Annotated in this window: 19 protein-coding genes; 11 read left to right on the top strand and 8 right to left on the bottom strand. The window is 70.4% G+C overall.

The window, feature by feature from the left end:
- Nucleotides 1–237 precede the first annotated feature (237 nt).
- A complete protein-coding gene (gene nadA / locus J7E87_RS31105) occupies nt 238–1,428 on the top strand; it encodes a quinolinate synthase NadA (protein ID WP_215097953.1) in 1,191 nt (396 codons plus the stop codon).
- Nucleotides 1,429–1,493: 65 nt separating this feature from the next.
- Here nadA and J7E87_RS31100 read toward each other — a convergent pair whose 3' ends face one another.
- From J7E87_RS31100 to J7E87_RS31080, 5 genes are all read right to left on the bottom strand, one after another.
- Nucleotides 1,494–4,634 carry an efflux RND transporter permease subunit gene (locus J7E87_RS31100; protein WP_215098019.1) on the bottom strand — a complete coding sequence of 1,047 codons (3,141 nt, stop codon included), beginning with the start codon at nt 4,632–4,634 and terminating at the stop codon, nt 1,494–1,496.
- Between the two features lie 156 nt (nt 4,635–4,790).
- On the bottom strand, nt 4,791–5,477 hold the full coding sequence (locus tag J7E87_RS31095; protein WP_215097952.1) for a response regulator transcription factor: 687 nt from the start codon (nt 5,475–5,477) through the stop codon (nt 4,791–4,793).
- On the bottom strand, nt 5,474–6,703 hold the full coding sequence (locus J7E87_RS31090) for a sensor histidine kinase (RefSeq protein WP_251018269.1): 1,230 nt from the start codon (nt 6,701–6,703) through the stop codon (nt 5,474–5,476). Before J7E87_RS31090 ends, J7E87_RS31095 begins: the two co-directional genes overlap by 4 nt.
- Nucleotides 6,704–6,826: 123 nt before the next feature.
- Nucleotides 6,827–7,105, bottom strand: a complete 279-nt coding sequence (locus J7E87_RS31085; RefSeq protein ID WP_215097950.1) for a hypothetical protein — start codon at nt 7,103–7,105, stop codon at nt 6,827–6,829.
- Nucleotides 7,106–7,114: 9 nt separating this feature from the next.
- Nucleotides 7,115–7,900: a PspA/IM30 family protein gene (locus J7E87_RS31080; protein WP_215097949.1), complete on the bottom strand. Its 786-nt coding sequence runs from the start codon at nt 7,898–7,900 to the stop codon at nt 7,115–7,117.
- A 350-nt stretch (nt 7,901–8,250) separates the two neighbouring features.
- Between J7E87_RS31080 and J7E87_RS31075 the strand changes: the two genes are divergently transcribed.
- The gene (locus J7E87_RS31075; RefSeq protein ID WP_308313143.1) at nt 8,251–8,802 is read left to right on the top strand and encodes a DUF3043 domain-containing protein; all 552 of its coding nucleotides are present in this window, start codon (nt 8,251–8,253) and stop codon (nt 8,800–8,802) included.
- Nucleotides 8,803–8,855: 53 nt separating this feature from the next.
- Nucleotides 8,856–9,590, top strand: coding sequence for a bifunctional 2-polyprenyl-6-hydroxyphenol methylase/3-demethylubiquinol 3-O-methyltransferase UbiG (locus tag J7E87_RS31070; RefSeq protein WP_251018274.1), 735 nt, complete (start codon nt 8,856–8,858; stop codon nt 9,588–9,590).
- A 639-nt stretch (nt 9,591–10,229) separates the two neighbouring features.
- Here J7E87_RS31070 and J7E87_RS31065 read toward each other — a convergent pair.
- Nucleotides 10,230–10,439 (bottom strand): hypothetical protein, encoded by a 210-nt coding sequence (locus tag J7E87_RS31065; protein ID WP_215097947.1) that lies wholly within the window; start codon nt 10,437–10,439, stop codon nt 10,230–10,232.
- Nucleotides 10,440–10,529: 90 nt separating this feature from the next.
- Here J7E87_RS31065 and J7E87_RS31060 point away from each other — a divergent pair, with 90 nt between their 5' ends.
- From J7E87_RS31060 to J7E87_RS31045, 4 genes are all read left to right on the top strand, one after another.
- Nucleotides 10,530–11,732: a bifunctional adenosylcobinamide kinase/adenosylcobinamide-phosphate guanylyltransferase gene (locus J7E87_RS31060; protein WP_215097946.1), complete on the top strand. Its 1,203-nt coding sequence runs from the start codon at nt 10,530–10,532 to the stop codon at nt 11,730–11,732.
- Nucleotides 11,733–11,777: 45 nt separating this feature from the next.
- Entirely contained in the window at nt 11,778–12,848 is a 1,071-nt protein-coding gene (cobT, locus tag J7E87_RS31055; protein ID WP_215097945.1) for a nicotinate-nucleotide--dimethylbenzimidazole phosphoribosyltransferase, read from the top strand.
- Between the two features lie 79 nt (nt 12,849–12,927).
- The gene (locus J7E87_RS31050) at nt 12,928–14,787 is read left to right on the top strand and encodes a phosphatidylglycerol lysyltransferase domain-containing protein (protein WP_215097944.1); all 1,860 of its coding nucleotides are present in this window, start codon (nt 12,928–12,930) and stop codon (nt 14,785–14,787) included.
- Nucleotides 14,784–15,488, top strand: a complete 705-nt coding sequence (locus J7E87_RS31045) for a hypothetical protein (protein WP_215097943.1) — start codon at nt 14,784–14,786, stop codon at nt 15,486–15,488. The genes J7E87_RS31050 and J7E87_RS31045 overlap by 4 nt, the downstream gene beginning before the upstream one ends.
- Here the strand turns inward: J7E87_RS31045 and J7E87_RS31040 are convergent.
- A complete protein-coding gene (locus J7E87_RS31040) occupies nt 15,437–16,192 on the bottom strand; it encodes a hypothetical protein (RefSeq protein WP_215097942.1) in 756 nt (251 codons plus the stop codon). The two genes, J7E87_RS31045 and J7E87_RS31040, sit on opposite strands and share 52 nt — an antisense overlap.
- A gap of 73 nt (nt 16,193–16,265) precedes the next feature.
- On the opposite strand from J7E87_RS31040, the gene J7E87_RS31035 reads away from it, so the two are divergent.
- Nucleotides 16,266–17,081 carry an adenosylcobinamide-GDP ribazoletransferase gene (locus J7E87_RS31035; RefSeq protein WP_215097941.1) on the top strand — a complete coding sequence of 272 codons (816 nt, stop codon included), beginning with the start codon at nt 16,266–16,268 and terminating at the stop codon, nt 17,079–17,081.
- On the opposite strand, the gene J7E87_RS31030 is transcribed toward J7E87_RS31035, so the two are convergent.
- Nucleotides 17,078–17,866 carry an endo alpha-1,4 polygalactosaminidase gene (locus tag J7E87_RS31030; protein WP_215097940.1) on the bottom strand — a complete coding sequence of 263 codons (789 nt, stop codon included), beginning with the start codon at nt 17,864–17,866 and terminating at the stop codon, nt 17,078–17,080. The genes J7E87_RS31035 and J7E87_RS31030 overlap by 4 nt on opposite strands.
- Before the next feature lie 379 nt (nt 17,867–18,245).
- Between J7E87_RS31030 and J7E87_RS31025 the strand changes: the two genes are divergently transcribed.
- The 3 genes from J7E87_RS31025 to J7E87_RS31015 form a co-directional block, all read left to right on the top strand.
- Nucleotides 18,246–19,814 (top strand): leucyl aminopeptidase, encoded by a 1,569-nt coding sequence (locus J7E87_RS31025; protein ID WP_215097939.1) that lies wholly within the window; start codon nt 18,246–18,248, stop codon nt 19,812–19,814.
- 302 nt (nt 19,815–20,116) lie between these two features.
- Complete coding sequence (gene lpdA / locus J7E87_RS31020; RefSeq protein ID WP_215097938.1) at nt 20,117–21,505, top strand: dihydrolipoyl dehydrogenase; 1,389 nt, start codon at nt 20,117–20,119, stop codon at nt 21,503–21,505.
- A 90-nt stretch (nt 21,506–21,595) separates the two neighbouring features.
- Nucleotides 21,596–22,310, top strand: a 715-nt coding sequence (locus J7E87_RS31015) for a biotin/lipoyl-containing protein (RefSeq protein WP_285427438.1), incomplete at its 3' end; no start/stop codon positions are given.

The raw sequence follows: 22,310 nt of genomic DNA, 5'->3' as shown, positions 1-22,310 counted from the left end.
TCTCCCGGGTTGTACGGAGACTGCTTGCCGACGTTTGCAACCGGCGTGGCCGCGGATTCATTCCGGGCCGAGGGCAGGTCGTTCCCATTCATGCTCGCACACTGGGTCGACAAGGGGCACTGACCTGTGGACGGGGGGTGCGTCACATGGACGCTATCGCCATCGTCAAAGTGACGTGAAGCAGTTATGATAGATAGCGTCAAATAGACGAGAAGGTCTGTCTGCAGAAAAGAAAGGGTGCGTGTCGTGACCACCGCCCAAGCCCGCCCGGAGCTCGACGTCCAGCCGTCGCCGCTCGCCCTGCTGTTGCTCGGCCGTGAAGCCGACCCCAGGAGCGAGCGCGGTGTCGAGTGCCCCGGCGACCTGCCGTCCCCGTCCGACCCGGACCTCGTGGAACGTGCTCGCGCAGCCAAGGAGAAGCTCGGGGACAAGGTCTTCGTCCTCGGCCACCACTACCAGCGCGACGAGGTCATCCAGTTCGCCGACGTCACCGGGGACTCTTTCAAGCTGGCCAAGGACGCCGCGGCGCGGCCGGAGGCCGAGTACATCGTCTTCTGCGGTGTGCACTTCATGGCCGAGTCCGCGGACATCCTGACCTCCGACGACCAGAAGGTCGTCCTGCCCGACCTTGCCGCCGGGTGCTCGATGGCCGACATGGCGACGGCCGAGCAGGTCGCCGAGTGCTGGGACGTGCTGGCCGAGGCGGGCATCGCCGAGCAGGTCGTGCCCGTCTCGTACATGAACTCCTCCGCGGACATCAAGGCCTTCACCGGCAAGCACGGCGGGACGATCTGCACCTCGTCGAACGCCAAGCGCGCGCTGGACTGGGCCTTCGAGCAGGGCGAGAAGGTGCTGTTCCTGCCGGACCAGCACCTCGGGCGGAACACCGCCGTACGGGACATGGGCATGTCGCTCGACGACTGCGTCCTGTACAACCCGCACAAGCCGAACGGCGGACTGACCGTCGAGCAGCTGCGCAACGCGAAGATGATCCTGTGGCGCGGGCACTGCTCGGTGCACGGCCGCTTCTCGCTGGACTCGGTCAACGACGTTCGGGAGCGCATCCCGGGCGTGAACGTCCTGGTGCACCCGGAGTGCAAGCACGAGGTCGTGACGGCCGCGGACTACGTCGGGTCGACGGAGTACATCATCAAGACGCTGGAGGCGGCCCCGGCCGGCTCCAAGTGGGCGATCGGCACCGAGCTCAACCTGGTCCGCCGGGTCGCGAACGCGCACCCCGACAAGGAGGTCGTCTTCCTCGACAAGACGGTCTGCTTCTGCTCGACGATGAACCGCATCGACCTGCCGCACCTGGTGTGGGCGCTGGAGTCGCTTGCGGAGGGCAAACTCGTGAACCGGATCCAGGTCGACACGGAGACGGAGAGCTTCGCGAAGCTGGCGCTGGAGCGGATGCTGGCGCTGCCGTAGCGCCCGCCCGGGCATGTGTAAGGGGCGTCCGCCATTGCGGACGCCCCTTACTTGCGTCGACCGTGTCAGACCTGGGCCGGCTCCGGAGCCGCGGACTCCTTGGCCGTCTGGTCCGCCGGACCGCCCGACTTCGCAGCCCGCCTCGCCGCCTTCTTCTTCGCGCGGCGCTCCTTACGCAGCTCCACCATCGCGTACAGCGTCGGCACCAGCAGCAGCGTCAGCATCGTCGAGGTGATCAGGCCGCCGATCACCACCACCGCCAGCGGCTTGGCGATGAAGCCGCCCTCGCCCGTGACGCCCAGTGCCATCGGGAGCAGCGCGAAGATCGTCGCGAGCGCCGTCATCAGGATCGGGCGCAGCCGGTGGCGGCCGCCCTCGATGACGGCTTCCACCACGCCCAGACCCTGCGAGCGGTACTGGTTGATCAGGTCGATCAGCACGATCGCGTTGGTGACCACGATGCCGATGAGCATCAGCATGCCGATCATCGCCGGGACACCCATCGGGGTGCCGGTGAGGATCAGCAGCCCCAGCGCGCCCGTCGCCGCGAACGGGATCGAGACCAGCAGGATCAGCGGCTGGATCAGCGAGCGGAACGTCGCCACCAGCAACATGAAGACGATCGCGATCGCCGCCAGCATCGCGAGCCCCAGCGAGGCGAACGCCTCGTCCTGGTCCTCCGAGACCCCGCCGATCGTCGCGGTCGCGCCCTCCGGGAGGTCAAGGGACTTCAGCTTGCTCTGCAGCGAGGCGCTGACCGCGCCCGTGTTGTCGCCCGTCGGCTTCGCCGAGATCGTCGCGGCCCGCGAGCCGTCGATCCGGGTCATCGAGACCGGTCCGGGCACCAGCTTCACCTCAGCGATGTCGCCGAGCTTCACCGGTCCCAGGGGCAGCGCCCGGAGCTGGGCCAGCGTCCGTGCCGGCTTCGCCGAGGTGATCACGACATCGCGCTCGGTGTCGTCCAGGATCGCCTTGCCCGACGGGGTACCGCGCACTGCCTGGCCGACGGCCAGACCCAGCGTCGTCTCGTTGAAGCCCGCGTCAGCCGCCTTGGCGTTCGCCTTGACCGAGATCCGCGGGACGCTCTGCGCCAGGTCGCTCTGTACGTCGGTGACGTCGTCGAGCTTCGCCACCTCGGTCCGTACCGCCTCCGACGCCTTCTTCAGGGTGTCCGCGTCGGACGCCTTCACCACGACGCTCAGGTCCTGGCTGCCGAAGCCGTCGCCCGCCGCGATCGTCGTGTCGCCGATGCCTTCGAGCTTGCCGAGCTCCTCGTCGATGCGGTCACGGGCCTTCTCGTACGAGGCCGCCTCCTTCAGGGTCAGCTGATACGACGCCTGGTTCGCGCCCGTACCGCCGCCGAAGGCCGCCATGAAGCCGGAGGAGCCGACGGTGACCTGGTAGTCCCTGATCTCGTCGATGCCGTCGAGGACCTTCTCGACCTTCTTCGCGGAGGCGTCGGACGCCTCCAGGCTGGTACCGGGGGGCAGCTCCTGCTTGACGGACATGACCTCCTGCTCGCCCTGGTCGAAGAAGTTGGTCTTGAGCAGCGGGGCCATGCCGAAGGTGCCGACCAGGATGACGATCGCGAGCGCGACGCTGGTGAGGCGGCGCCGGGTCGCGAAGCGCAGCACCGGGACGTAGAGCCGCTGCAGCGGGCTGCGCGCCTCCTTCTCCTCCGCCTTGCGCCGGGCCTCCTGCGGGTCGATCCCCCGTACGGCCTTCGGCGCGCGCAGGAACCAGAACGAAAGCACCGGTACCACGGTCAGCGACACCAGCAGCGAGGCCAGCAGGGCCGCGGTGACGGTCAGCGAGAACGAGCCGAACAGCTCGCCGATCATGCCGCCGGTCAGGCCGATGGGCAGGAAGACGGCGACCGTGGTCAGGGTGGACGAGGTGACCGCGCCCGCGACCTCCTTCACCGCGGTGATGATCGCGCTCTGCCGCTCCTCGCCGTAGCCGAGGTGCCGCTTGATGTTCTCCAGGACCACGATCGAGTCGTCGACGACCCGGCCGATCGCGATGGTCAGCGCGCCCAGCGTGAGCATGTTGAGCGACAGGTCACGGGTCCACAGCACGATCAGCGCGAGGACGACGGACAGCGGGATGGAGACCGCGGTGACCAGCGTCGAGCGGAGCGAGGCCAGGAAGACCAGGATCACGATCACCGCGAAGAGCAGGCCGAGCGCGCCCTCGGTGGTCAGACCGGAGATCGCCTTGGAGACCGCCGGGCCCTGGTCGGAGACGACGGTCAGCTCGGCGCCGGAGCCCAGGTCCTTGCGCAGTCCGGGCAGCTTGTCCCGGACCGCGTCGGAGATGGCGACGGCGCTGCCGTCGTTGTCCATGGTGGCGAGGACGGCGAGGCTCGGCCTGCCGTTGGTACGCGTCAGGGAGACCGCGGTCGACGGCGTCTGCTTGACCGTCGCGACATCACCGAGTCGTACGGGCTTGCCGTCCGCGGGAGGCGTCAGCGCTATCCGCAGGTCCTCGATCTGCTTCAGCGTGGTGAATCCGCCGCCGACCTGGACCGTGCGGCTCTTGCCGTCCTCGGCGAAGGAGCCGGCCGGCATGGTCGCGCCGCCCGCCTTCAGCGCCTCGCCGAGCGCCATGGTGTTCAGGCCCGCCGCCGCGAGCTTCTTGTCGTCGGGGGTGACGGAGACCTGGAGGTCCTGGACGCCGTCGATGGAGACCTGGCCGACGCCGTCGATGTCCTGGAGCGCCGGTACGACGGTGCGTTCGAGCTGGTCGGCCAGTGCCTGCGGGTCCCTGTCGGAGGTGACGGCGAGGACGACGGTCGGGATGTCGTCCGTCGAACCGGCGACGACCTGCGGGTCGACATCCTCGGGCAGCTGGGTGCGGGCCCGGTTCACGGCCTGCTGGACATCGGCGACGAGCTGTTTGGTGCCGTCCCCGTACTCGAAGCTGGCCATGATCACGGCGTTGCCCTCGCTCGCCGTGGAGGTGATGCCCTTGATGCCGTCGACGGCCTTGATGCTGCTTTCGAGCGGTTCGACGACCTGCTTTTCGACCACATCGGGAGACGCGCCCTGGTAGGGAGCGAGCACCGACACCATCGGGAGCTCGATGGAGGGCAGCAGCTGCTGCTTGAGCTGCGGGATGGCGATCGCTCCGAAGACGATCGCGACGATCGAGATCAGACCTGTCAAGGCCCGTTGCGACAGGCTGAATCTGGACAGCCAGGACATGGGGTCTCTCTTCTGTGGCATGAGCGGCAGGAAGGATTCGGCAGGCAGTCAGGAGCCCACTCATACGATCAGGCATTCGAGAGGGCCTAACCGTCGACCCCAGGTCCAGTTCCTTATCTCGCGCATACCGCAGCTGGAGTACGCCGAGCCGCCCGCTCACTCCACCCTTGGACGTACCAGGCCCGATTCGTACGCGATGACCACCAGTTGGGCGCGATCGCGGGCGCCGAGCTTCGCCATCGCCCGGTTCACATGGGTCTTGACGGTCAGCGGGCTGACTTCGAGCCGCTCGGCGATCTCGTCGTTGGGGTGCCCGGCGGCCACCAGGACGAGGACTTCGCGCTCGCGCCCGGTGAGCGCGGCGAGCCGCTCGGAGTACGCCGGGGACTCCGACCCGTCGTCCGAAGTGCCGCCCTGCGCAAGGAATTTGGCGATCAGGCCTTTGGTCGCGACCGGGGAGAGCAGCGCCTCGCCTGCCGCGGCGATGCGGATGGCATTGAGCAGTTCGTCCGGTTCCGCGCCCTTACCGAGGAAGCCCGAGGCCCCGGCCCGCAGCGACTGAACCACGTACTCGTCCACCTCGAAGGTGGTGAGCATGACGACGCGTACATCGGCGAGCTCCGGGTCCGCGCTGATCGTGCGGGTCGCGGCCAGACCGTCCGTACCGGGCATCCGGATGTCCATCAGGACGACGTCGGCCTTGGTGGAGCGGGCCAGGGCGACCGCTTCGGCGCCGTCCGCGGCCTCCCCGACCACTTCCATGTCGGGTTCGGAGTCCACCAGAACCCGGAAGGCGCTGCGAAGCAGCGCCTGGTCGTCGGCGAGCAGCACCTTGATCGTCATCTGTCCTCCCCCGTACGGGCCATGAGGGGAAGTATCGCCTGTACCCGGAAGCCGCCGCCGTAGCGGGGCCCGGCGGTGAGGGCGCCGCCGAGTGCGGTGACGCGCTCGCGCATGCCGAGCAGACCGTGGCCGCCACCGTCCGTCTGCCCGTCGGTCTCCGCGCCGTTGTCGAGCACGGTGACCTCAAGCGTCTGCCCGACCCGGATCACGCTCACCTCGGCCTTGGCGTCCGAGCCCGCGTGCTTCTGCACATTGGTCAGCGCCTCCTGGATGATCCGGTACGCGGCGAGATCGACGGCGGCCGACAGCCGGATGCCGTCGGTGCAGCGGGCCACCTCGACCGGCAGACCGGCCTGCCGGAAGGTGATGACCAGCTCGTCGAGCACATCGAGGCCGGGGGCCGGTTCGGTGGGGGCCTCCGGGTCGCCGGACTGGCGGAGCAGGCCGACCGTGGCACGCAGTTCGTTCAGCGCCGAGCGGCTGGCCTCCCGTACATGCGCGAGGGCTTCCTTGGCCTGGTCGGGACGTCTGTCCATGACATGGGCGGCGACACCGGCCTGCACATTGACCAGGGCGATGTGATGCGCGACGACGTCGTGGAGGTCGCGGGCGATCCGCAGCCTCTCCTCGGCGACCCGGCGGCCCGCCTCCTCCTCGCGGGTGCGCTCGGCACGCTCGGCCCGCTCCCGTATCGCGTCGACGAAGGCACGGCGGCTGCGTACGGCATCTCCCGCGGCCCCCGCCATACCGGTCCAGGCGAAGAGGCCGAGGTTCTCCTGCGTGTACCAGGGGGTCGAACCGAAGAACATCGAGGCGCCGGTCAGCACGGTCATGGTCAGCAGGCCGACCCGCCAGGTGGTGGGCCGGTCGGTGCGGGAGGCGACGGTGTAGAGCGCGATCACGGCGCTCATCGCGACCGGTGCCGGCGGATCGCTCGCGACCAGCTCGACGACGGAGACCGCGGTGGTGAACACGAGCACGGCCATCGGGTTGCGCCTGCGGAAGACGAGGGCGCCGCTCACCAGCACCATCAGCACCACGCTGAGCAGTTCGGGAGTGCGGGTTCCGAACTCCGGCCCGTGCCGTCCGTTCGGGTCGGCGAAGGAGCCGGCGAGCATACAGAGGAATACCGCCACCGCCAGCGCGCCGTCGAACGCCAGGGGATGCGCGCGGAGCCAGCGCTGGGTGCGGGCGAACCAGGTGGCAGTCAAGGTCACATCCAGCAACGGTACGGCGTGTCGCGAGGGCCGCGTACCTCCCGGACACGGCGGCCCGGAACACCGGAACAAACCGGCGCCCCGTTCCGGACCGGCCGGAGCGGGGCGCCGCTGTCTGTTGGAGTGCGAGCGTCAGCCAGGGATCAGGCCGTCGTCGCGAAGGAATTGCCGCACTTCCTCAAGGGTCGCGTCCGAGGCCGGGAGGATCAGCTCGGACGGCTCCAGGGAGTCGTCCGGCAGCGGCTCGCCGAGTTCGCGGACCTTTTCCAGGAGCGCGTGGAGAGTCCGGCGAAAGCCGGGGCCGTCGCCGCTCTCCATCTCGGCCAGCAGCTCGTCGTCGAGCTTGTTCAGCTCGGCGAAGTGGCTGTCCGCCAGCACCAGCTGGCCCTCCCCCATGATCCGCACGATCATGACGAGTCCCTACTGCTTGTCGAACTTGTGCGGGGTGTTCTGCTGCGGAGCGGCATCCTGCTGTTCGGTCTTGCCGCCTTCGATGGCCTGCTTCGAGGTCGAGCCGCCCGCGAGCTCGGCCTTCATCCGCTGCAGCTCCAGCTCTACGTCCGTACCACCGGAGATGCGGTCCAGCTCGGCGGCGATGTCGTCCTTGGCCATCCCGGACGGGTCGTCCAGGGCGCCGGAGGCGAGCAGCTCGTCGATCGCGCCGGCCCGTGCCTGCAGCTGGGCGGTCTTGTCCTCGGCCCGCTGGATTGCCAGGCCGACATCGCCCATCTCCTCGGAGATACCGGAGAAGGCCTCGCCGATCCGGGTCTGGGCCTGGGCCGCGGTGTAGGTGGCCTTGATGGTCTCCTTCTTCGTACGGAAGGCGTCGACCTTGGCCTGCAGCCGCTGGGAGGCGAGGGTGAGCTTCTCCTCCTCGCCCTGCAGCGTCTGGTGCTGCGTCTCCAGGTCGGTGACCTGCTGCTGGAGCGCGGCCCGGCGGGACAGCGCCTCACGCGCCAGGTCCTCACGGCCGAGCGCCAGTGCCTTGCGGCCCTGGTCCTCCAGCTTGGTGGACTGTCCCTGCAACTGGTTCAGCTGCAGCTCGAGCCGCTTGCGGGAGGTCGCCACGTCGGCGACTCCGCGGCGCACCTTCTGCAGCAGTTCCAGCTGCTTCTGGTACGAGTAATCGAGGGTCTCGCGCGGATCCTCGGCCCGGTCAAGGGCCTTGTTTGCCTTCGCGCGGAAGATCATCCCCATACGCTTCATGACACCGCTCATGGGCTTCGCGCGCCCCCTTCTGACGGACTCAGCTTCAGCACTCCAACAGAACCCACAGTACGGGCCCTGCATCCATTACCGCACTGTTCGAGCGCGGATGCGCTCCTCCCCAAGGACGACTGCTCAGGGCTCCGATCCGGCCCAAGGAGTAGGTGACCGTCAGGGAAACCCTGTGCGACGTCCGCTCTGTCCGGCTTCCGCCGGGCTTCTGTCCCCTACAGACGCTCGGTGTTGCGGGATCGTTCCCCACTGTCGTTGGGCCGATGTGTTTCCACCCCGTACCCTTGGGCTTTGTGTTTGGTAGCCGTTCCAACGAAGAGAAGTCCCCCACCGCCAAGGTGCCGCTGGACCTCTCCAAGCAGCCCCGTGATCCCGAGGCCCCGAAGGGCCGCCCCACGCCCAAGCGGAGTGAGGCCCAGACCCAGCGCCGCCGTGCCTCCAGCGCGCCGGCCGACCGCAAGGAGGCCTCGAAGCGCCAGCGGGAGACCCGCCGCGCGGATCTGGCCAGGCAGCGGGAGGCAATGGCCAGTGGCGACGAGCGTTATCTGCCGGCCCGTGACAAGGGACCGGTCCGCCGGTTCGTGCGCGATTTCGTCGACTCGCGCTTCTGCATCGCGGAGTTCTTCCTGCCGCTCGCGGTGGTGATCCTGGTCCTGAGCATGGTCCGGGTGGGCTCCCTGCAGAACATCGCTCTGCTGCTCTGGCTCGGCGTGATCGTCCTGATCATCGTCGACTCGATCGGTCTGTCGTTCCGCCTGAAGAAGCAGCTGAACGAGCGGTTCCCGAACGAGCCCAAGCGCGGCGCCCTCGCCTACGGCCTGATGCGTACGCTCCAGATGCGCCGACTGCGTCTGCCGAAGCCGCAGGTCAAGCGCGGAGAGCGGCCCTGAGCACGATCGGCTTCGAGGGCGCTGCGGCCAACTGGCTCAGTGGGCTCGGCGGACTGCGCAACACCGTCCGCCAAGAGCTCGTCGCCCGTCAGCTCGATGAGCAGATAGCGGCCAGATACCCCGTCGGGCAGCGGCTGCGGATCCTCGACGTCGGCATGGGCCAGGGCACCCAGGCGCTGCGCCTGGCGCGGGCCGGGCACACGGTGACCGGGCTGGAGTCCGCTCCCGAGATGCTGAAGGCGGCCCATGAGTCGCTCGCCGGCGAGCCGGCCGGGATCCGTGAACGGGTGCGGCTGATCGAGGGCGACGGCCGGGACACCGGGGTGCACTTTCTGCCCGGCAGCTTCGACGTGGTGCTGTGCCACGGCGTGCTGATGTACGTCCAGGAACCGGACGCGATGCTCGCGGGCCTGGCCAGGATGCTGGCGCCCGGGGGCCTGCTCTCCCTGCTAGTACGGAACGCGGACGCGCTGGCCATGCGGCCGGGGCTGGCCGGGGACTGGACCGGCACGCTGACGGCCTTCGACTCGGGCACGTACACCAACCGGCTCGGGCTCGTGGTGCGCGCGGACCGGCTCGACGCGTTGACGGCAACGCTGGCGGGGATCGCGGCGCCGCTGCACGCCTGGTACGGGGTGCGGGTCTTCACCGACAACGTAGCGAACAAGACCGAACTGCCCGCCGCCGACGAACTGGAGCGGCTGTTCGCCGCGGAGGATCGCGCGGGGCGCACGGATCCGTACCGCGGGGTCGCGGCCCTGCTGCATCTGTGCGGCGTACGCGGCTGATCCGGGCAACCGCTCAGGTGTTCCGGGGGTTTGCGCGTCCTCGCTGAGGTGACAACCGCTGTCCGGGGAGCCGGCGCTGCGCGATGTGGCCGCGGAGGTGTCCCCGGATACCACCGGAACCAAGCCCAACACCCCCGGCCACGCGGCAACTTCGCGCCGCGCCCGTCTTGGGTGTACGGCACGCGGAGCGCCCCGGACCTTCACCGGCAGGGGTCGCGCCCGGACGTAAAGCGGCGGCGCAACTCGCCCGAAGCGCGGTAACCATGCCGGCGGAGCCGCACATCACACGCAGCGCACTCCCGGCCGGCACGTACGGCACACGGGACGCCCAGGGCCTTCACCGGCAGGGGGACGCGCAGGGGTCGTGTCCGGGACGTAAAGCGGCGCAACTCGCGCGAAGCGCGGTGAGGAAAGCAGCCGGATGGCGAGCCCCGGAGCGGCCCCAAACCCGCACCCCGCGGGCTCGGGCATCCTCGAATGCCCAGGACCCGCACCCCCGCAACCTCACGCAACCCCCGAACGCCCAGGACTCGCCCCCGCGGCCCAGGGCACAGGGGACGGCTCCGCACCGCGACCCCCGCACCCCAAACCGCCCAGGACCCGCGCCCCGCGTACCCCGGGGCCCGCGCTCCGCGCCCCCTACGACTCGTTGGCCCGCAGGCTCATCGGCCCGTACACCTTCGCGCCGTCCTCCGACAGCACCACCTGTTCCGCGCCGCCCTCCAGCAAGTCCTTCCAGAACTCACCGATCCACGACTCCGCGTCGCCCTGTGTCGTGAACTCCTCCGGCTGCACCGCCGGCTGGACCTCCGATCCTTCGGAGTTCTCGAACCGCCACGTCCATGCCATGTCCGCCTCCCAGGGTCCACCAGTGATCTCTTTCCTGCCCGCAGCGTAGCCGGGCGCGCACGGCCCGCGGTGACGCGGGAGGATCGTGACGTGGAACTGACTCTGCTCGGCACCGGCGCCCCCGCCGGACTCCCCCGGCCCGACTGCCCCTGCGCCGCCTGCGCCACCGCTCGCGGGGCGTCCGCGCGGGCCGCCACCGCGTTGCTCGTGGACGGGGCCCTGCTGCTCGACCTCACCCCGGGCGCCGCCCTCGCCGCCGCGCGGGCCGGGCATTCGCTCGTCGGCGTACGGCAGGTGCTGCTTACACATCCGCACAACGGGCCCGCCGTCGATCTGCCCGCCGGGCTGCCCGCCGCCGGGCGGGTGCCGGACGGGCAGGAGCTGACGCTGATCAGCGGGCACCGGGTGCGGGCTGTCCCGATGGACAGCCCGGGCACGGGGTACGAGGTGGCGTCGCTGGAGGGCGAGCGGCTGCTCTATCTGCCGCCGGGCGGCGCGCCCGCGGGCTTCGCGGAGGGCCGCGCGGCGTATGACATGGTCGTCGCCGATGTCATCGGACGGCCCGACGCGATCGCCCGGCTGCGCGCCACCGGCGCGATCGGCGCGACCACCGACATCATCGCCGTGCACATCGACCACGACATCACCGGCGGCGCCCCCGAGCTGGCCCGGCGGCTCGCCGCCGCGGGCGCGCGGGCCGTACCGGACGGGACGACGCTGATCGTCGGCGAGTACCACGCCGTGCCCGACATCCCCCGCCGCACCCTGGTCACCGGCGGCGCCCGCTCGGGCAAGTCCCTGGAGGCCGAGCGCAGGCTGGAGACCTTCCCCGAGGTGCTGTACGTCGCGACGAGCGGCAAGCGCGAGGGGGACGCCGAGTGGGCCGCCCGGGTCTCCCTGCACCGCGAGCGGCGTCCGGGCTCCTGGCGTACGACCGAGACCTGCGATCTCGTACCCCTCCTCGCCGACGAGGGGCCGCCGGTGCTGATCGACTGCCTCTCGCTGTGGCTGACCGACGCGATGGACCGGGTGGGCGCCTGGGACGACGCCACCTGGGCGGCGCACGGCGAGCGCGAGCTGCATGAGCGGGTCGCCGAACTCGTCGCCGCCGTACGGCAGACCACGCGCACCGTCGTCGCGGTGACCAACGAGGTCGGCAGCGGCGTCGTGCCCGCCACCGCCTCAGGGCGCCGCTTCCGGGACGAACTGGGCCGCCTCAACGCCGCCTTCGCCGCCGAGTGCGAGCACGTTCTGCTGGTCGTCGCAGGTCAGGCCCTCGTGCTGCGCAGCTGACGGGCGCTGCCGGGGCGCGGCCCCGCTGCCGGTACTGTTCGGCGAATGAGCAGGCTGAATCTCGATGACTTCTCCGACCTGATCGAGCGTCCCGACAGCGGCATGCGGCGTGACGCCGAAGAGCGCCGGGAGCGGCTGGCCGTCCCGCCCGGCGCCCTCGGCCGGCTCGACGAACTGGGCGAGTGGCTCTCGGCCGCGCAGGCGTCCGTACCGGTCAAGGCCATCGAGCAGCCGCGCGTGGTGCTGTTCGCCGGTGATCACGGAGTGGCCGAACTGGGCGTATCCGGCCGGGAGTCGGGCTCCGCGCACGAGTTGGTGCGCGCCACGCTGGAGGGCGCGAGCCCGGTCGCCGTGCTGGCCCGCCGGATGGGCGTGCCGGTGCGGGTCGTCGACGCGGGGCTCGACTGCGACCCGGAGCTGCTGCCGGACGAGGTGGTACGCCACCGGGTGCGGCGCGGCAGCGGACGTATCGACATCGAGGACGCGATGACGATCGAGGAGACCGAGGCGGCCGTACGCCTGGGCATGGCGATCGCCGACGAGGAGGCCGACTCCGGCACCGACCTGGTCGTACTCGGCGATCTGAGCGTCGGCGGCACCACGCCCGCTTCGACGCTGATCGCCGCGCTGTGCGGCACGGACGCCTCGGTGGTGACCGGCCGCGGCGGCGCGAGCATCGACGATCTGGCCTGGATGCGCAAGTGCGCGGCGATCCGTGACGCGCTGCGCCGCGCCCGGCCGGTGCTCGGCGATCAGCTGGAGCTGCTGGCGGCGGTGGGCGGCGCGGATCTGGCCGCGACGACGGGTTTCCTGCTGCAGAGCGCCGTACGCCGGATGCCGGTGATCCTCGACGGAGTCGTATCGGCGGCGTGTGCGCTGGTCGGGCAGCGTGCGGCGTTCCGCGCGCCGGACTGGTGGCTGGCGGGCCAGGTGACCGGCGAACCAGCGCAGACGAAGGCGCTCGACCGCATGGCGCTCAACCCGCTGCTCGATCACGGCGTCACTGTGGGGGAAGGAACCGGGGCGCTGCTCGCACTCCCCCTCGTCCAGGCGTCGGCCGCGCTCGCGGCCGAACTGCCGGAGCGCACGGAGCCGGTGGAGAGCGAAACGGACTGACGGGGCCGGTGCGGCCGCTCCGACCGGGCGGCCACCCCTCGCCCACTACGACGTGTGACGCCCCATATCATCACGTTTCATGGGAGAGGTCCGTTTGTCCACCGAAGAGGCGCGCCCGAGTACACGTACAAGTGCGGGAGCAGGTACGCGTACAGGTACCGGTACAAGTACGGGTACGGGTACGGGTACAGCCACGAGCCGGAGCACGGGCCGAAGCACCGTCCGCTCGCGGCGCAGCGCGGCATTCGCCGTCTGGTATCTGCGGGCCGTGACCTTCGTCAACCTCCTGAGCGCCGTCTGGGTCTCCCTCGGCCAGGACCTTCGGCGGCACAACATCGACGACTTCTTCACGCCGTATCTGCTCACGGCGGGCTTCGCGTCCGGGGCCTTCACCCTCTTCCTGGCGATCACCATGCGCCGCCGCAAGCGGGCCGCCTGGATCCTCAACTCCGTACTGGCCGGAATCTTCCTGCTGCTTTTCGCCCTCGCGATCGCCGTAGACCCGGACGTCCGTGAGCACACGCAGAACTGGATCTCGCTCGCCCTGACGGCCGGCTTCGTGTTGGCCCTGGTGCTCGGGCGACGGGAGTTCTACGCGAAGGGGGACCGCGCCAACCCCAAGCTGGCCGCGGCCGTCGCGGTCGGCGGGCTGCTCGTCACCTCGCTGCTCGCCGCGATACTCGTCACCGCCACCAACACCTCGGCCGGCCACTCCACCTTCCTGGAGCGCTGGCGCTACGGCGCGATGCGACTGGTGTCGCTGGCCGCCGACGACTCCCTCTTCGCCGGGATCAGCACACCCGGGTGGGTCAACGTCACCATCAACGTCCTCTCCACCCTGCTGCTTCTCGCCGTGCTGTACGCGGCGTTCCGTTCCCGACGGGTCGTCGACCCGCTCACCGAGGGCGACGAGGAGAGGCTGCGCGCGCTGCTGGCACGCCACGGCGACCGGGACTCGCTCGGCTACTTCGCACTGCGCCGCGAGAAGAGCGTCGTCTGGTCCCCGACCGGGAAGGCCGCCGTCGCCTACCGCGTGGTGGGCGGAGTCTCGCTCGCGTCGGGCGACCCTATCGGCGACCCGGAGGCCTGGCCGGGCGCGATCGACCCCTGGCTCGCCGAGGCGCGTGAACACGGCTGGATCCCGGCCGTGATGGGGGCCAGCGAGGAGGCGGGCACCATCTACGCGCGCCACGGCCTGGACGCGCTGGAGCTGGGCGACGAGGCGATCGTCGAGACCGACGAGTTCACGCTCGACGGCCGCGCGATGCGGACCGTGCGCCAGGCCTACAACCGGGTCGAGCGCGCCGGGTACGAGGTGCGGATCCGCCGCCACGAGGAGATCGGGCAGGCGGAGATGGACATACTGCTCGCGCGCGCCGACGACTGGCGCGACGGAGCCACCGAGCGGGGCTTCTCGATGGCGCTGGGGCGGCTCGGCGATCGGGCCGACGGCCGCTGCGTGATGCTCGAATGCACGGACGGCGAGGGCCAGTTGCGTGCGGTGCTGAGCTTTGTGCCCTGGGGGCCCCAGGGGCTCTCGCTCGACCTCATGCGGCGTGACCGGGACTCGGAGAACGGCCTGATGGAGTTCATGGTCATCGAACTCCTTCAGCGCGCCGATGAGATCGGGATCACACAGGTGTCGTTGAACTTCGCGATGTTCAGGTCGGTCTTCGAACGTGGCTCGAAGCTCGGCGCCGGTCCGGTGCTGAGGCTGTGGCGCTCGCTCCTCAGCTTCTTCTCCCGCTGGTGGCAGATCGAGTCCCTGTACCGCGCCAACGCCAAGTACCGACCCATCTGGGAGCCACGTTTCATGCTCTTTGAGAAGAGTGCCGACCTGCTGCGCATCGGCCTCGCGGCGGGCCGCGCCGAGGGCTTCCTGGAGGCGCCCGGGCTGCCCAAGTGGATGCACCGCAGACATCTGGAGACCGGTCGTTGACAAGGGTGAGCGCCTTCGCGCGCCGCGAGTGGGGGCCGCTGTACGCGACCCTGCGGACGGCGCTCGTCACCAAGAAGTGGCGGGCCGTTCCGATGACGCTCGGGGCGTTCTGCCTCACGGCGCTCTTCCAGCTGGTGCAGAACCAGTCGTGGGGTATCGGCCTGGTCCACGACATCGGCTTCGTCGAGGCCGAGGACCCGCTCTGGGTGGCCCTGCTGCGCACCCCGCTGTCGCTGTTCGTACCGGCGCTGGATCTGCCGGTGTGGGGTGCGCTGGCGCAGGTACTGCTGGTGTTCGGGGTCGCGGAGATCTGTCTGGGCCGGTGGCGGACGCTGGTGATCGCGTACGTGTCGACGCTGGCCGGGACGACGTACGCGCGGATCGGCATCGCGCTCGGCCCCGACGGTCTCTTCGGGCTGCCCGCCTCCGACGCGCAGATCGTCGACACCGGCCCGTCGGCTGCGGTCGTCGGGCTCGCGGTCGTCGTCTGCTGGCGCTTCAGGGCCTGGTTCACCGTGGCGCTGTTGATCGTGTCGATGGTCGTCGAGGTACTGGTCAAGAACAACCTCGCGGGCAAGGAGCATCTCGCGGCGATCGCGGCGGTGCTCGTGGTGTGCGCGCTCTCGACGCTGCTGCGGCGACGCAGGCGTCAGCGTTTGCGTACGGGCAGCCGGTCGGGCGCGCCGCCGATCAGGTCCTGAAACTTGCGCCGCGGCCGGTCCCAGCGGAGGTCGTGGTGGAAGGAGCGCAGCCGGGCCCTGGCGCGGGCTTTGGGCCGCTTGCGGTAGAAGCGGCGCGCCCAGGGAGAGGCCGGCCGGGCCAGCCGTACCGCCCCGAAGATCGCCACGAACGGCAGCAGAACGCTGATGAGGGCCATCCGCGGCTTGCCCTTGAACAGCACGACGAGCACAAGGAGGAAGTTGACGGCCAGTGTCGCGATCAGCGAGGCGCGGTCCTGGCGTTCGTCGGGGGTCATTTGGTTGACGCCGAGCGGTGAGAAGCCACTGATAACGAGCAGCGCCAGGGCGGCGGTGAGCACCACGACCTCCACGCTCTGCCGGCCCTGCTCGGTCCAGTAGACGTCGTCGAGATGGAGGATGAGCGCGAACTCGTCGAGTACGAGGCCCGCGCCGATCCCGAAGATGACCGCGCAGATCGCCGCGGAGGGGCCGTGCTCGGAGCTCCCCAGCGCCGCGAAGCCGCCGATCACGGTCAGGATGACGCCGGGGACCACATGGTGGATGTGCATGCCGCCGGGCGACACGTTCTTGAACGGCCCTCTGCCCGCCCTGATCAGCCGGGTGATCGTACGGGTCGCCAGGAAGGTGATGACGAAGGAGGCCAGCGCGAGCAGCATCGGGAGCTTTCCCGGCTCGACGATGTTGCGGTAAAACCAGTGACCCATCCCATGCCACCCGCTCCCGATTTGCGCGTTATGCGCAATTTACCGTCACTCCGGCCCGGATAGCCTGCGCGCGATGACTCCTTTCGACGGCGCACGTGACGGCATACGCGATGGCATACGCGACGGCATTCGTTTCGCTTTCGGCACCCTGACCGCGCTCCCGGTTCCCATCACCCGCTGGGACCGCGCCGCGGCCCGCGCCGGAATGCTGTCGGCGCCACTGGCCGGGCTGGTCGTCGGCCTGTTCGCCGGGTGCGCCGGTGGTCTGATGACGCTGCTGGGCTCCGGCCCGCTGCTCGCCGCAGCAGCCACGGTCGCCGTCCCGGCCGCGCTCACCCGCGGCCTCCATCTGGACGGCCTCGCCGACACGGCCGACGGCCTGGGCAGTGCAAAGCCTGCCGAGGACGCGCTGCGCATCATGAAGCAGTCGGACATCGGGCCGTTCGGGGTCATCACGCTGCTGTTCGTGCTCCTCGCCCAGGTCGCGGCGGTGGCCGAGCTGTACGCCGAGGGCTGGACGTACGGCGCGGTGGGCGCCGCGGTCTCGGGCGTGACCGCGCGCCTCGCCCTCACCCTGGCCTCACGCAAGGGCGTCCCGGCGGCCCGCCCCGAAGGCCTGGGCGCGGTGGTCGCCCAAGTCGTTCCCGTACGCACCGGGCTCGCCGTCGCCGCCCTGGTCACCGCGGCCTGCGCGGCGGCGGGCGCGCCAGCGGGCGGCTACGGCGGCGCGGTCCACCACGCGCTGGCGGTACTGACGGGCCTCGGCGCGGCCCAACTCCTGCTGCGCCACTGCGTACGACGCTTCGGCGGAGTGACGGGCGACGTGTTCGGCGCGCTGGCGGAGACGGCGGCGACGGTCTGCCTGGTCGCGCTGGTGCTCGGCCGCTAGCAGGGCTGCCGCCAGACCCCCAGCTCGTACTTCTTCAGCATCGAGCTGAGCTTCAGCCGCCGGACCCCTGGACAGAACTCATCCGTCGTCAGCTCGTACTCGACGTGGAAGACCGCCTTGCCCGCGCTGATGAACGGCGTCAGCCGCTCGCACTCGTCGTACTGCGCGCATTGCTCATTGACCGCGAAGTCGAAGTCCCCCACCAGCTGCGGAATCTGGTCGAGGTCGTTCTTCAGGCCCACGGCCAGCCCACGGTCGTGGGCGAGGCGGGCGATCAGGCGGTTGTAGCGGAGCTGGTCGGTCGCGGTGATGGGGAAGCCGGTGGGGTTGGCGTACGCGTCCATGTTGTCGGGCTCGACCGCGTCGAAGCCCTTGGCCCGGCACATGTCGATGCGCTCGGCCATAAGGGGTTCGAGGATGTCCGTACGCCGGATGTCGAGCCAGCGCTCGCCGTCCCAGCCGTTGCCGCGGCCGAGAACGGACTTCGGGAACTTCGCGGCGTCCGGGCGGAAATCCTCCCACGCGCCGGTGGAGAGATAGCAGATGACTTTGCGGCCGCGGCGGTGCAGATCGTCGACCGCGGACTTCGGGTGGTCGAAGCCGTCGATGTCGTACACCGGCACGTCCACGGCCGGATCGAGCTTGCCGCTGAGCTGCCATTGCCAGGCCAGGCCCGGCTCCGGCCGCCAGCGATCGGCGGGCGGCTTGCCGTCGGGCGGGGAGGTGCAGCCCGCCGGCACGAAGAGGAAGAGGAGGAGCAGGAGCGGCAGCGGTACGCGTCTCACAGGGCCGGCTCCAGTGCGTGCGGGAGGGTGTGCCCCACGGCCGTTCTCGGTGCCGGCGGCGGGGCCGACGCGGTGAACGGCCCGACGGCTCGGGCTTCGGGCGGGGCAGTGCGCGGTGTGGCGGCGCGCGGTGCGCGGTCGCACGGCAAAGCAGAGCACAGACGAGCCCGCCCGGCAGCCTCGCCCGACAGCCCGCCCCGCAGCCCGCCGACGCCTCCGCGGCAGCGGGCCCGATGTGCCGCGGGGCCCGCGGCACGGACGAGTGAACCGCCGCCGCAGTGAGCGACCCATGTGACCGCGCGTAGGCTCTTGTCCGGCGTGGGGTGTCGATCCACCCCCTTACGGCCCCGGAACTCAACGGAAGCGAGATTTCACCACCGTGACTGCTCTCACTCTCAGCACTGCCGGCGCGGCGACGCTGCGCGCCGACGCCCTCGTGGTCGGCGTCGCGAAGGGCGCCAAGGGCCCGGTCGTCGCGCCCGGCGCCGAGGCCGTGGACAAGGCGTTCGACGGAAAGCTCGCCTCCGTTCTGGATACCCTCGGCGCCACCGGTGCCGAGGGCGAGGTGACCAAGCTCCCCGCCCCTTCCGGGCTCAAGACCCCGGTCATCCTGGCGGTCGGCCTCGGCGCGGTGCCGGAGAAGGACGAGGCGTACAACGCCGAGTCGCTGCGGCGTGCCGCGGGCGCCGCGGCCCGTGCGCTGACCGGCTCGAAGAAGGCCGCGTTCGCTCTGCCGGTCGAGGCGGCCGAGGACGTGGAGGCCATCGCCGAGGGCGCGCTCCTCGGTGCGTACGCCTTCACCGTCTACCGGGGCAGCGACAAGGACGCGAAGGACTCCAAGAACGGTGGGGGCACCTCCCAGGCCGGAGGCTCTGAGGGAGGGGCGAAGCTGCCGCTCGGCGAGGTCGCCCTGCTCGGCGCCAAGCCGCGCGACAAGGCGCACAAGGCCGCGGCCGAGCGCGCGATCGCGCTGACCGAGGAGATCAACCGCGCCCGCGACCTGATCAACACCCCGCCGAACGACCTCACACCCGAGTCCTTCGCCGCCGCGGTCACCGCCGCCGGCAAGGAGCACGGCATCAAGGTGCAGGTGCTCGACGAGAAGGCGCTCGCCAAGGGCGGCTTCGGCGGCATCCTCGGCGTCGGCCAGGGTTCGCAGAACCCGCCGCGTCTGGTGAAGCTCACCTACACCCACTCCAAGGCGGCCAAGACGCTCGCCCTGGTCGGCAAGGGCATCACCTACGACTCGGGCGGCATCTCGCTCAAGCCGGCCGGCCACAACGAGACGATGAAGTGCGACATGAGCGGCGCCGCCGCGGTGTTCGCCGCCGTGGTCGCCGCCGCCCGCCTGGGCCTCGCCGTCAATGTCACCGGCTGGCTCGCGCTCGCCGAGAACATGCCGTCGGGCTCGGCCACCCGCCCCGGCGACGTCCTGCGCATGTACAGCGGCAAGACGGTCGAGGTGCTCAACACCGACGCCGAGGGCCGTCTGGTCCTGGGCGACGCGCTGTGGAGGGCCTCCGAGGACAAGCCGGACGCCATCGTGGACGTCGCGACGCTGACCGGCGCGATGGTGCTCGCTCTCGGCAACCGCACCTTCGGCATCATGTCCAACGACGAGGCCTTCCGTACCTCCATCCACGAGATCGCCGAGGAGGTCGGCGAGCAGTCCTGGCCGATGCCGCTCCCCGCCGAGCTGCGCAAGGGCATGGACTCCCCCATCGCCGACATCGCCAACATGGGTGAGCGGATGGGCGGCGGCCTGGTGGCCGGTCTCTTCCTGAAGGAGTTCGTGGGCGAGGGCATCACCTGGGCGCACCTGGACATCGCGGGCCCGGCCTTCCACGAAGGTGCGCCGTACGGCTACACCCCCAAGGGCGGCACCGGCTCCTCGGTCCGCACCCTCGTCAAGCTCGCCGAGCGCACCGCCGCCGGCGATCTGGGCTGAGGCCGGGGACTGAGGCGTTCATCTCTGTACGGCCCCGGGCATACGTCCGGGGCCGTAAGTGTTGTTACGTTCGCTTTCAACGGAATCCGTACTTTCTTTCGTACGGGCCAGTAACCCCTTGGGACGGTCGATGGGCCGTCCCAGACTCCGGCCCCGCGTCCCGCCTCCCGTCAACAAGTGCGAAGATGGGTTCTCGGCAGGACAGGGCCCCCACCACAGGGCCGACGAAACAGCGGCCGAACACCAGCCGCCGCCCGGTCATCGAAGGCCGGCGACCGGCGCACATGCATGGAGGACGTGACGTGGCGAACGACGCCAGCACCGTTTTCGACCTAGTGATCCTCGGCGGTGGTAGCGGCGGTTACGCTGCGGCGCTGCGTGGAGCTCAGCTGGGCCTGGACGTCGCCCTGATCGAGAAGGGCAAGGTCGGCGGCACCTGCCTGCACAACGGATGTATCCCGACGAAGGCTCTGCTGCACGCCGGCGAGATCGCCGACCAGGCACGTGAGGCCGACCAGTTCGGCGTCAAGGCCACCTTCGAGGGCATCGACATCGAAGCCGTCCACAAGTACAAGGACGAGGTGATCTCGGGCCTGTACAAGGGTCTCCAGGGTCTGATCGCCTCCCGCAAGGTCACCTACATCGAGGGTGAGGGGCGGCTGTCCTCCCCCACCTCTGTCGACGTCAACGGTCAGCGCGTCCAGGGCCGTCATGTCCTCCTCGCCACCGGCTCCGTACCGAAGTCGCTGCCGGGCCTGGAGATCGACGGAAACCGCATCATCTCCTCGGACCACGCGCTGAAGATGGACCGCGTCCCGCAGTCCGCGATCGTGCTGGGCGGCGGCGTCATCGGCGTCGAGTTCGCCTCGGCGTGGAAGTCCTTCGGTTCCGACGTCACCGTCATCGAGGGCCTGAAGCACCTGGTGCCGGTCGAGGACGAGAGCAGCTCGAAGCTTCTTGAGCGCGCGTTCCGCAAGCGCGGCATCAAGTTCAACCTGGGCACCTTCTTCGAGAAGGCCGAGTACACCGCCGAGGGTGTGCGGGTCACCCTCGCGGACGGCAAGGCCTTCGAGGCCGAGGTACTGCTGGTCGCCGTCGGCCGCGGCCCCGTCTCCGCCGGTCTCGGCTACGAGGAGCAGGGCGTCGCGATGGACCGCGGCTTTGTCCTGGTCGACGAGTACATGCAGACGAACGTGCCCACCATCTCGGCGGTCGGTGACCTCGTCCCCACGCTGCAGCTCGCGCATGTCGGCTTCGCCGAGGGAATCCTGGTGGCAGAGCGGCTGGCCGGTCTGAAGACCGTTCCGATCGATTACGACGGCGTGCCCCGGGTGACGTACTGCCACCCCGAGGTCGCCGCCGTGGGCATCACCGAGGCCAAGGCCAAGGAGATCTACGGCGCGGACAAGGTCGTCGCCCTGAAGTACAACCTCGCGGGCAATGGCAAGAGCAAGATCCTGAAGACCGCGGGCGAGATCAAGCTCGTCCAGGTCAAGGACGGTGCCGTGGTCGGCGTCCACATGGTCGGTGACCGTATGGGCGAGCAGGTCGGCGAAGCTCAGCTGATCTACAACTGGGAGGCTCTGCCGGCCGAGGTCGCGCAGCTCATCCATGCGCACCCGACGCAGAGTGAGGCGCTCGGCGAGGCCCACCTGGCACTCGCGGGCAAGCCCCTGCACTCCCACGACTGAGCCCCTCGGGCGCGACGACACTTCCACGTCCCCTCGCTCGGCGCTCCGCGCGAGCTGGGGAGACCCCATCCGTTAGGAGCAACTGAAACCATGTCGGTTTCCGTAACCCTTCCGGCGCTCGGCGAGAGCGTCACCGAGGGCACTGTCACCCGCTGGCTGAAAGCCGAGGGCGAGCGAGTCGAGGCCGACGAGCCGCTGCTCGAAGTGTCGACCGACAAGGTCGACACCGAGATCCCGGCCCCCGCCGCGGGCATCCTCGCGTCCATCAAGGTCGCCGAGGACGAGACCGTCGAGGTCGGCGCCGAGCTGGCCGTCATCGACGACGGCAGCGGTGCCGCTGCCGAGGCTCCGGCCCCCGCCGCCGCCGAGGCCCCGGCCGCTCCGGCCGCGGCCGCTCCGGCCCCGGCCCCCGCGGCTCCGGCCGAGCAGGCGCCCGCCGCTCCGGCCCCGGAACCGGCTCCGGCGGCGGCTGCCCCCGCGGGCGGCGCCACCGGTACGGACGTCGTCCTCCCCGCGCTCGGCGAGAGCGTCACCGAGGGCACCGTCACCCGCTGGCTCAAGCAGGTCGGCGAGAGCGTCGAGGCCGACGAGCCGCTGCTCGAGGTCTCCACGGACAAGGTCGACACCGAGATCCCGGCCCCGGCTTCCGGTGTGCTGCTGGAGATCGTGGTCGGCGAGGACGAGACGGCAGAGGTCGGCGCCAGGCTGGCCGTGATCGGCGCCCCGGGTGCCGCTCCGGCCGCGGCTCCGGCTCCCGCCGCTCCGGCTCCGGCCCCCGCGGCCGCTGCTCCGGCGCCGGCGGCCC

The sequence above is a fragment of the Streptomyces sp. ISL-1 genome, assembly GCF_018614585.1.
GTDB classification, from domain to species: domain Bacteria; phylum Actinomycetota; class Actinomycetes; order Streptomycetales; family Streptomycetaceae; genus Streptomyces; species Streptomyces maoxianensis.
The sequence above is the reverse complement of the archived record's forward strand: the minus strand, read 5'-3'. Positions and strand labels throughout refer to the sequence as shown.

Coding starts and splice junctions, on each gene's coding strand:
- J7E87_RS31100 (WP_215098019.1), bottom strand. CDS start 4,634: ATGTCCTGGCTGTCCAGATTCAGCCTGTCGCAACGGGCCTTGACAGGT.
- J7E87_RS31095 (WP_215097952.1), bottom strand. CDS start 5,477: ATGACGATCAAGGTGCTGCTCGCCGACGACCAGGCGCTGCTTCGCAGC.
- J7E87_RS31085 (WP_215097950.1), bottom strand. CDS start 7,105: ATGATCGTGCGGATCATGGGGGAGGGCCAGCTGGTGCTGGCGGACAGC.
- J7E87_RS31080 (WP_215097949.1), bottom strand. CDS start 7,900: ATGAAGCGTATGGGGATGATCTTCCGCGCGAAGGCAAACAAGGCCCTT.
- J7E87_RS31065 (WP_215097947.1), bottom strand. CDS start 10,439: ATGGCATGGACGTGGCGGTTCGAGAACTCCGAAGGATCGGAGGTCCAG.
- cobT (WP_215097945.1), top strand. CDS start 11,778: ATGAGCAGGCTGAATCTCGATGACTTCTCCGACCTGATCGAGCGTCCC.
- J7E87_RS31050 (WP_215097944.1), top strand. CDS start 12,928: ATGGGAGAGGTCCGTTTGTCCACCGAAGAGGCGCGCCCGAGTACACGT.
- J7E87_RS31040 (WP_215097942.1), bottom strand. CDS start 16,192: ATGGGTCACTGGTTTTACCGCAACATCGTCGAGCCGGGAAAGCTCCCG.
- J7E87_RS31035 (WP_215097941.1), top strand. CDS start 16,266: ATGACTCCTTTCGACGGCGCACGTGACGGCATACGCGATGGCATACGC.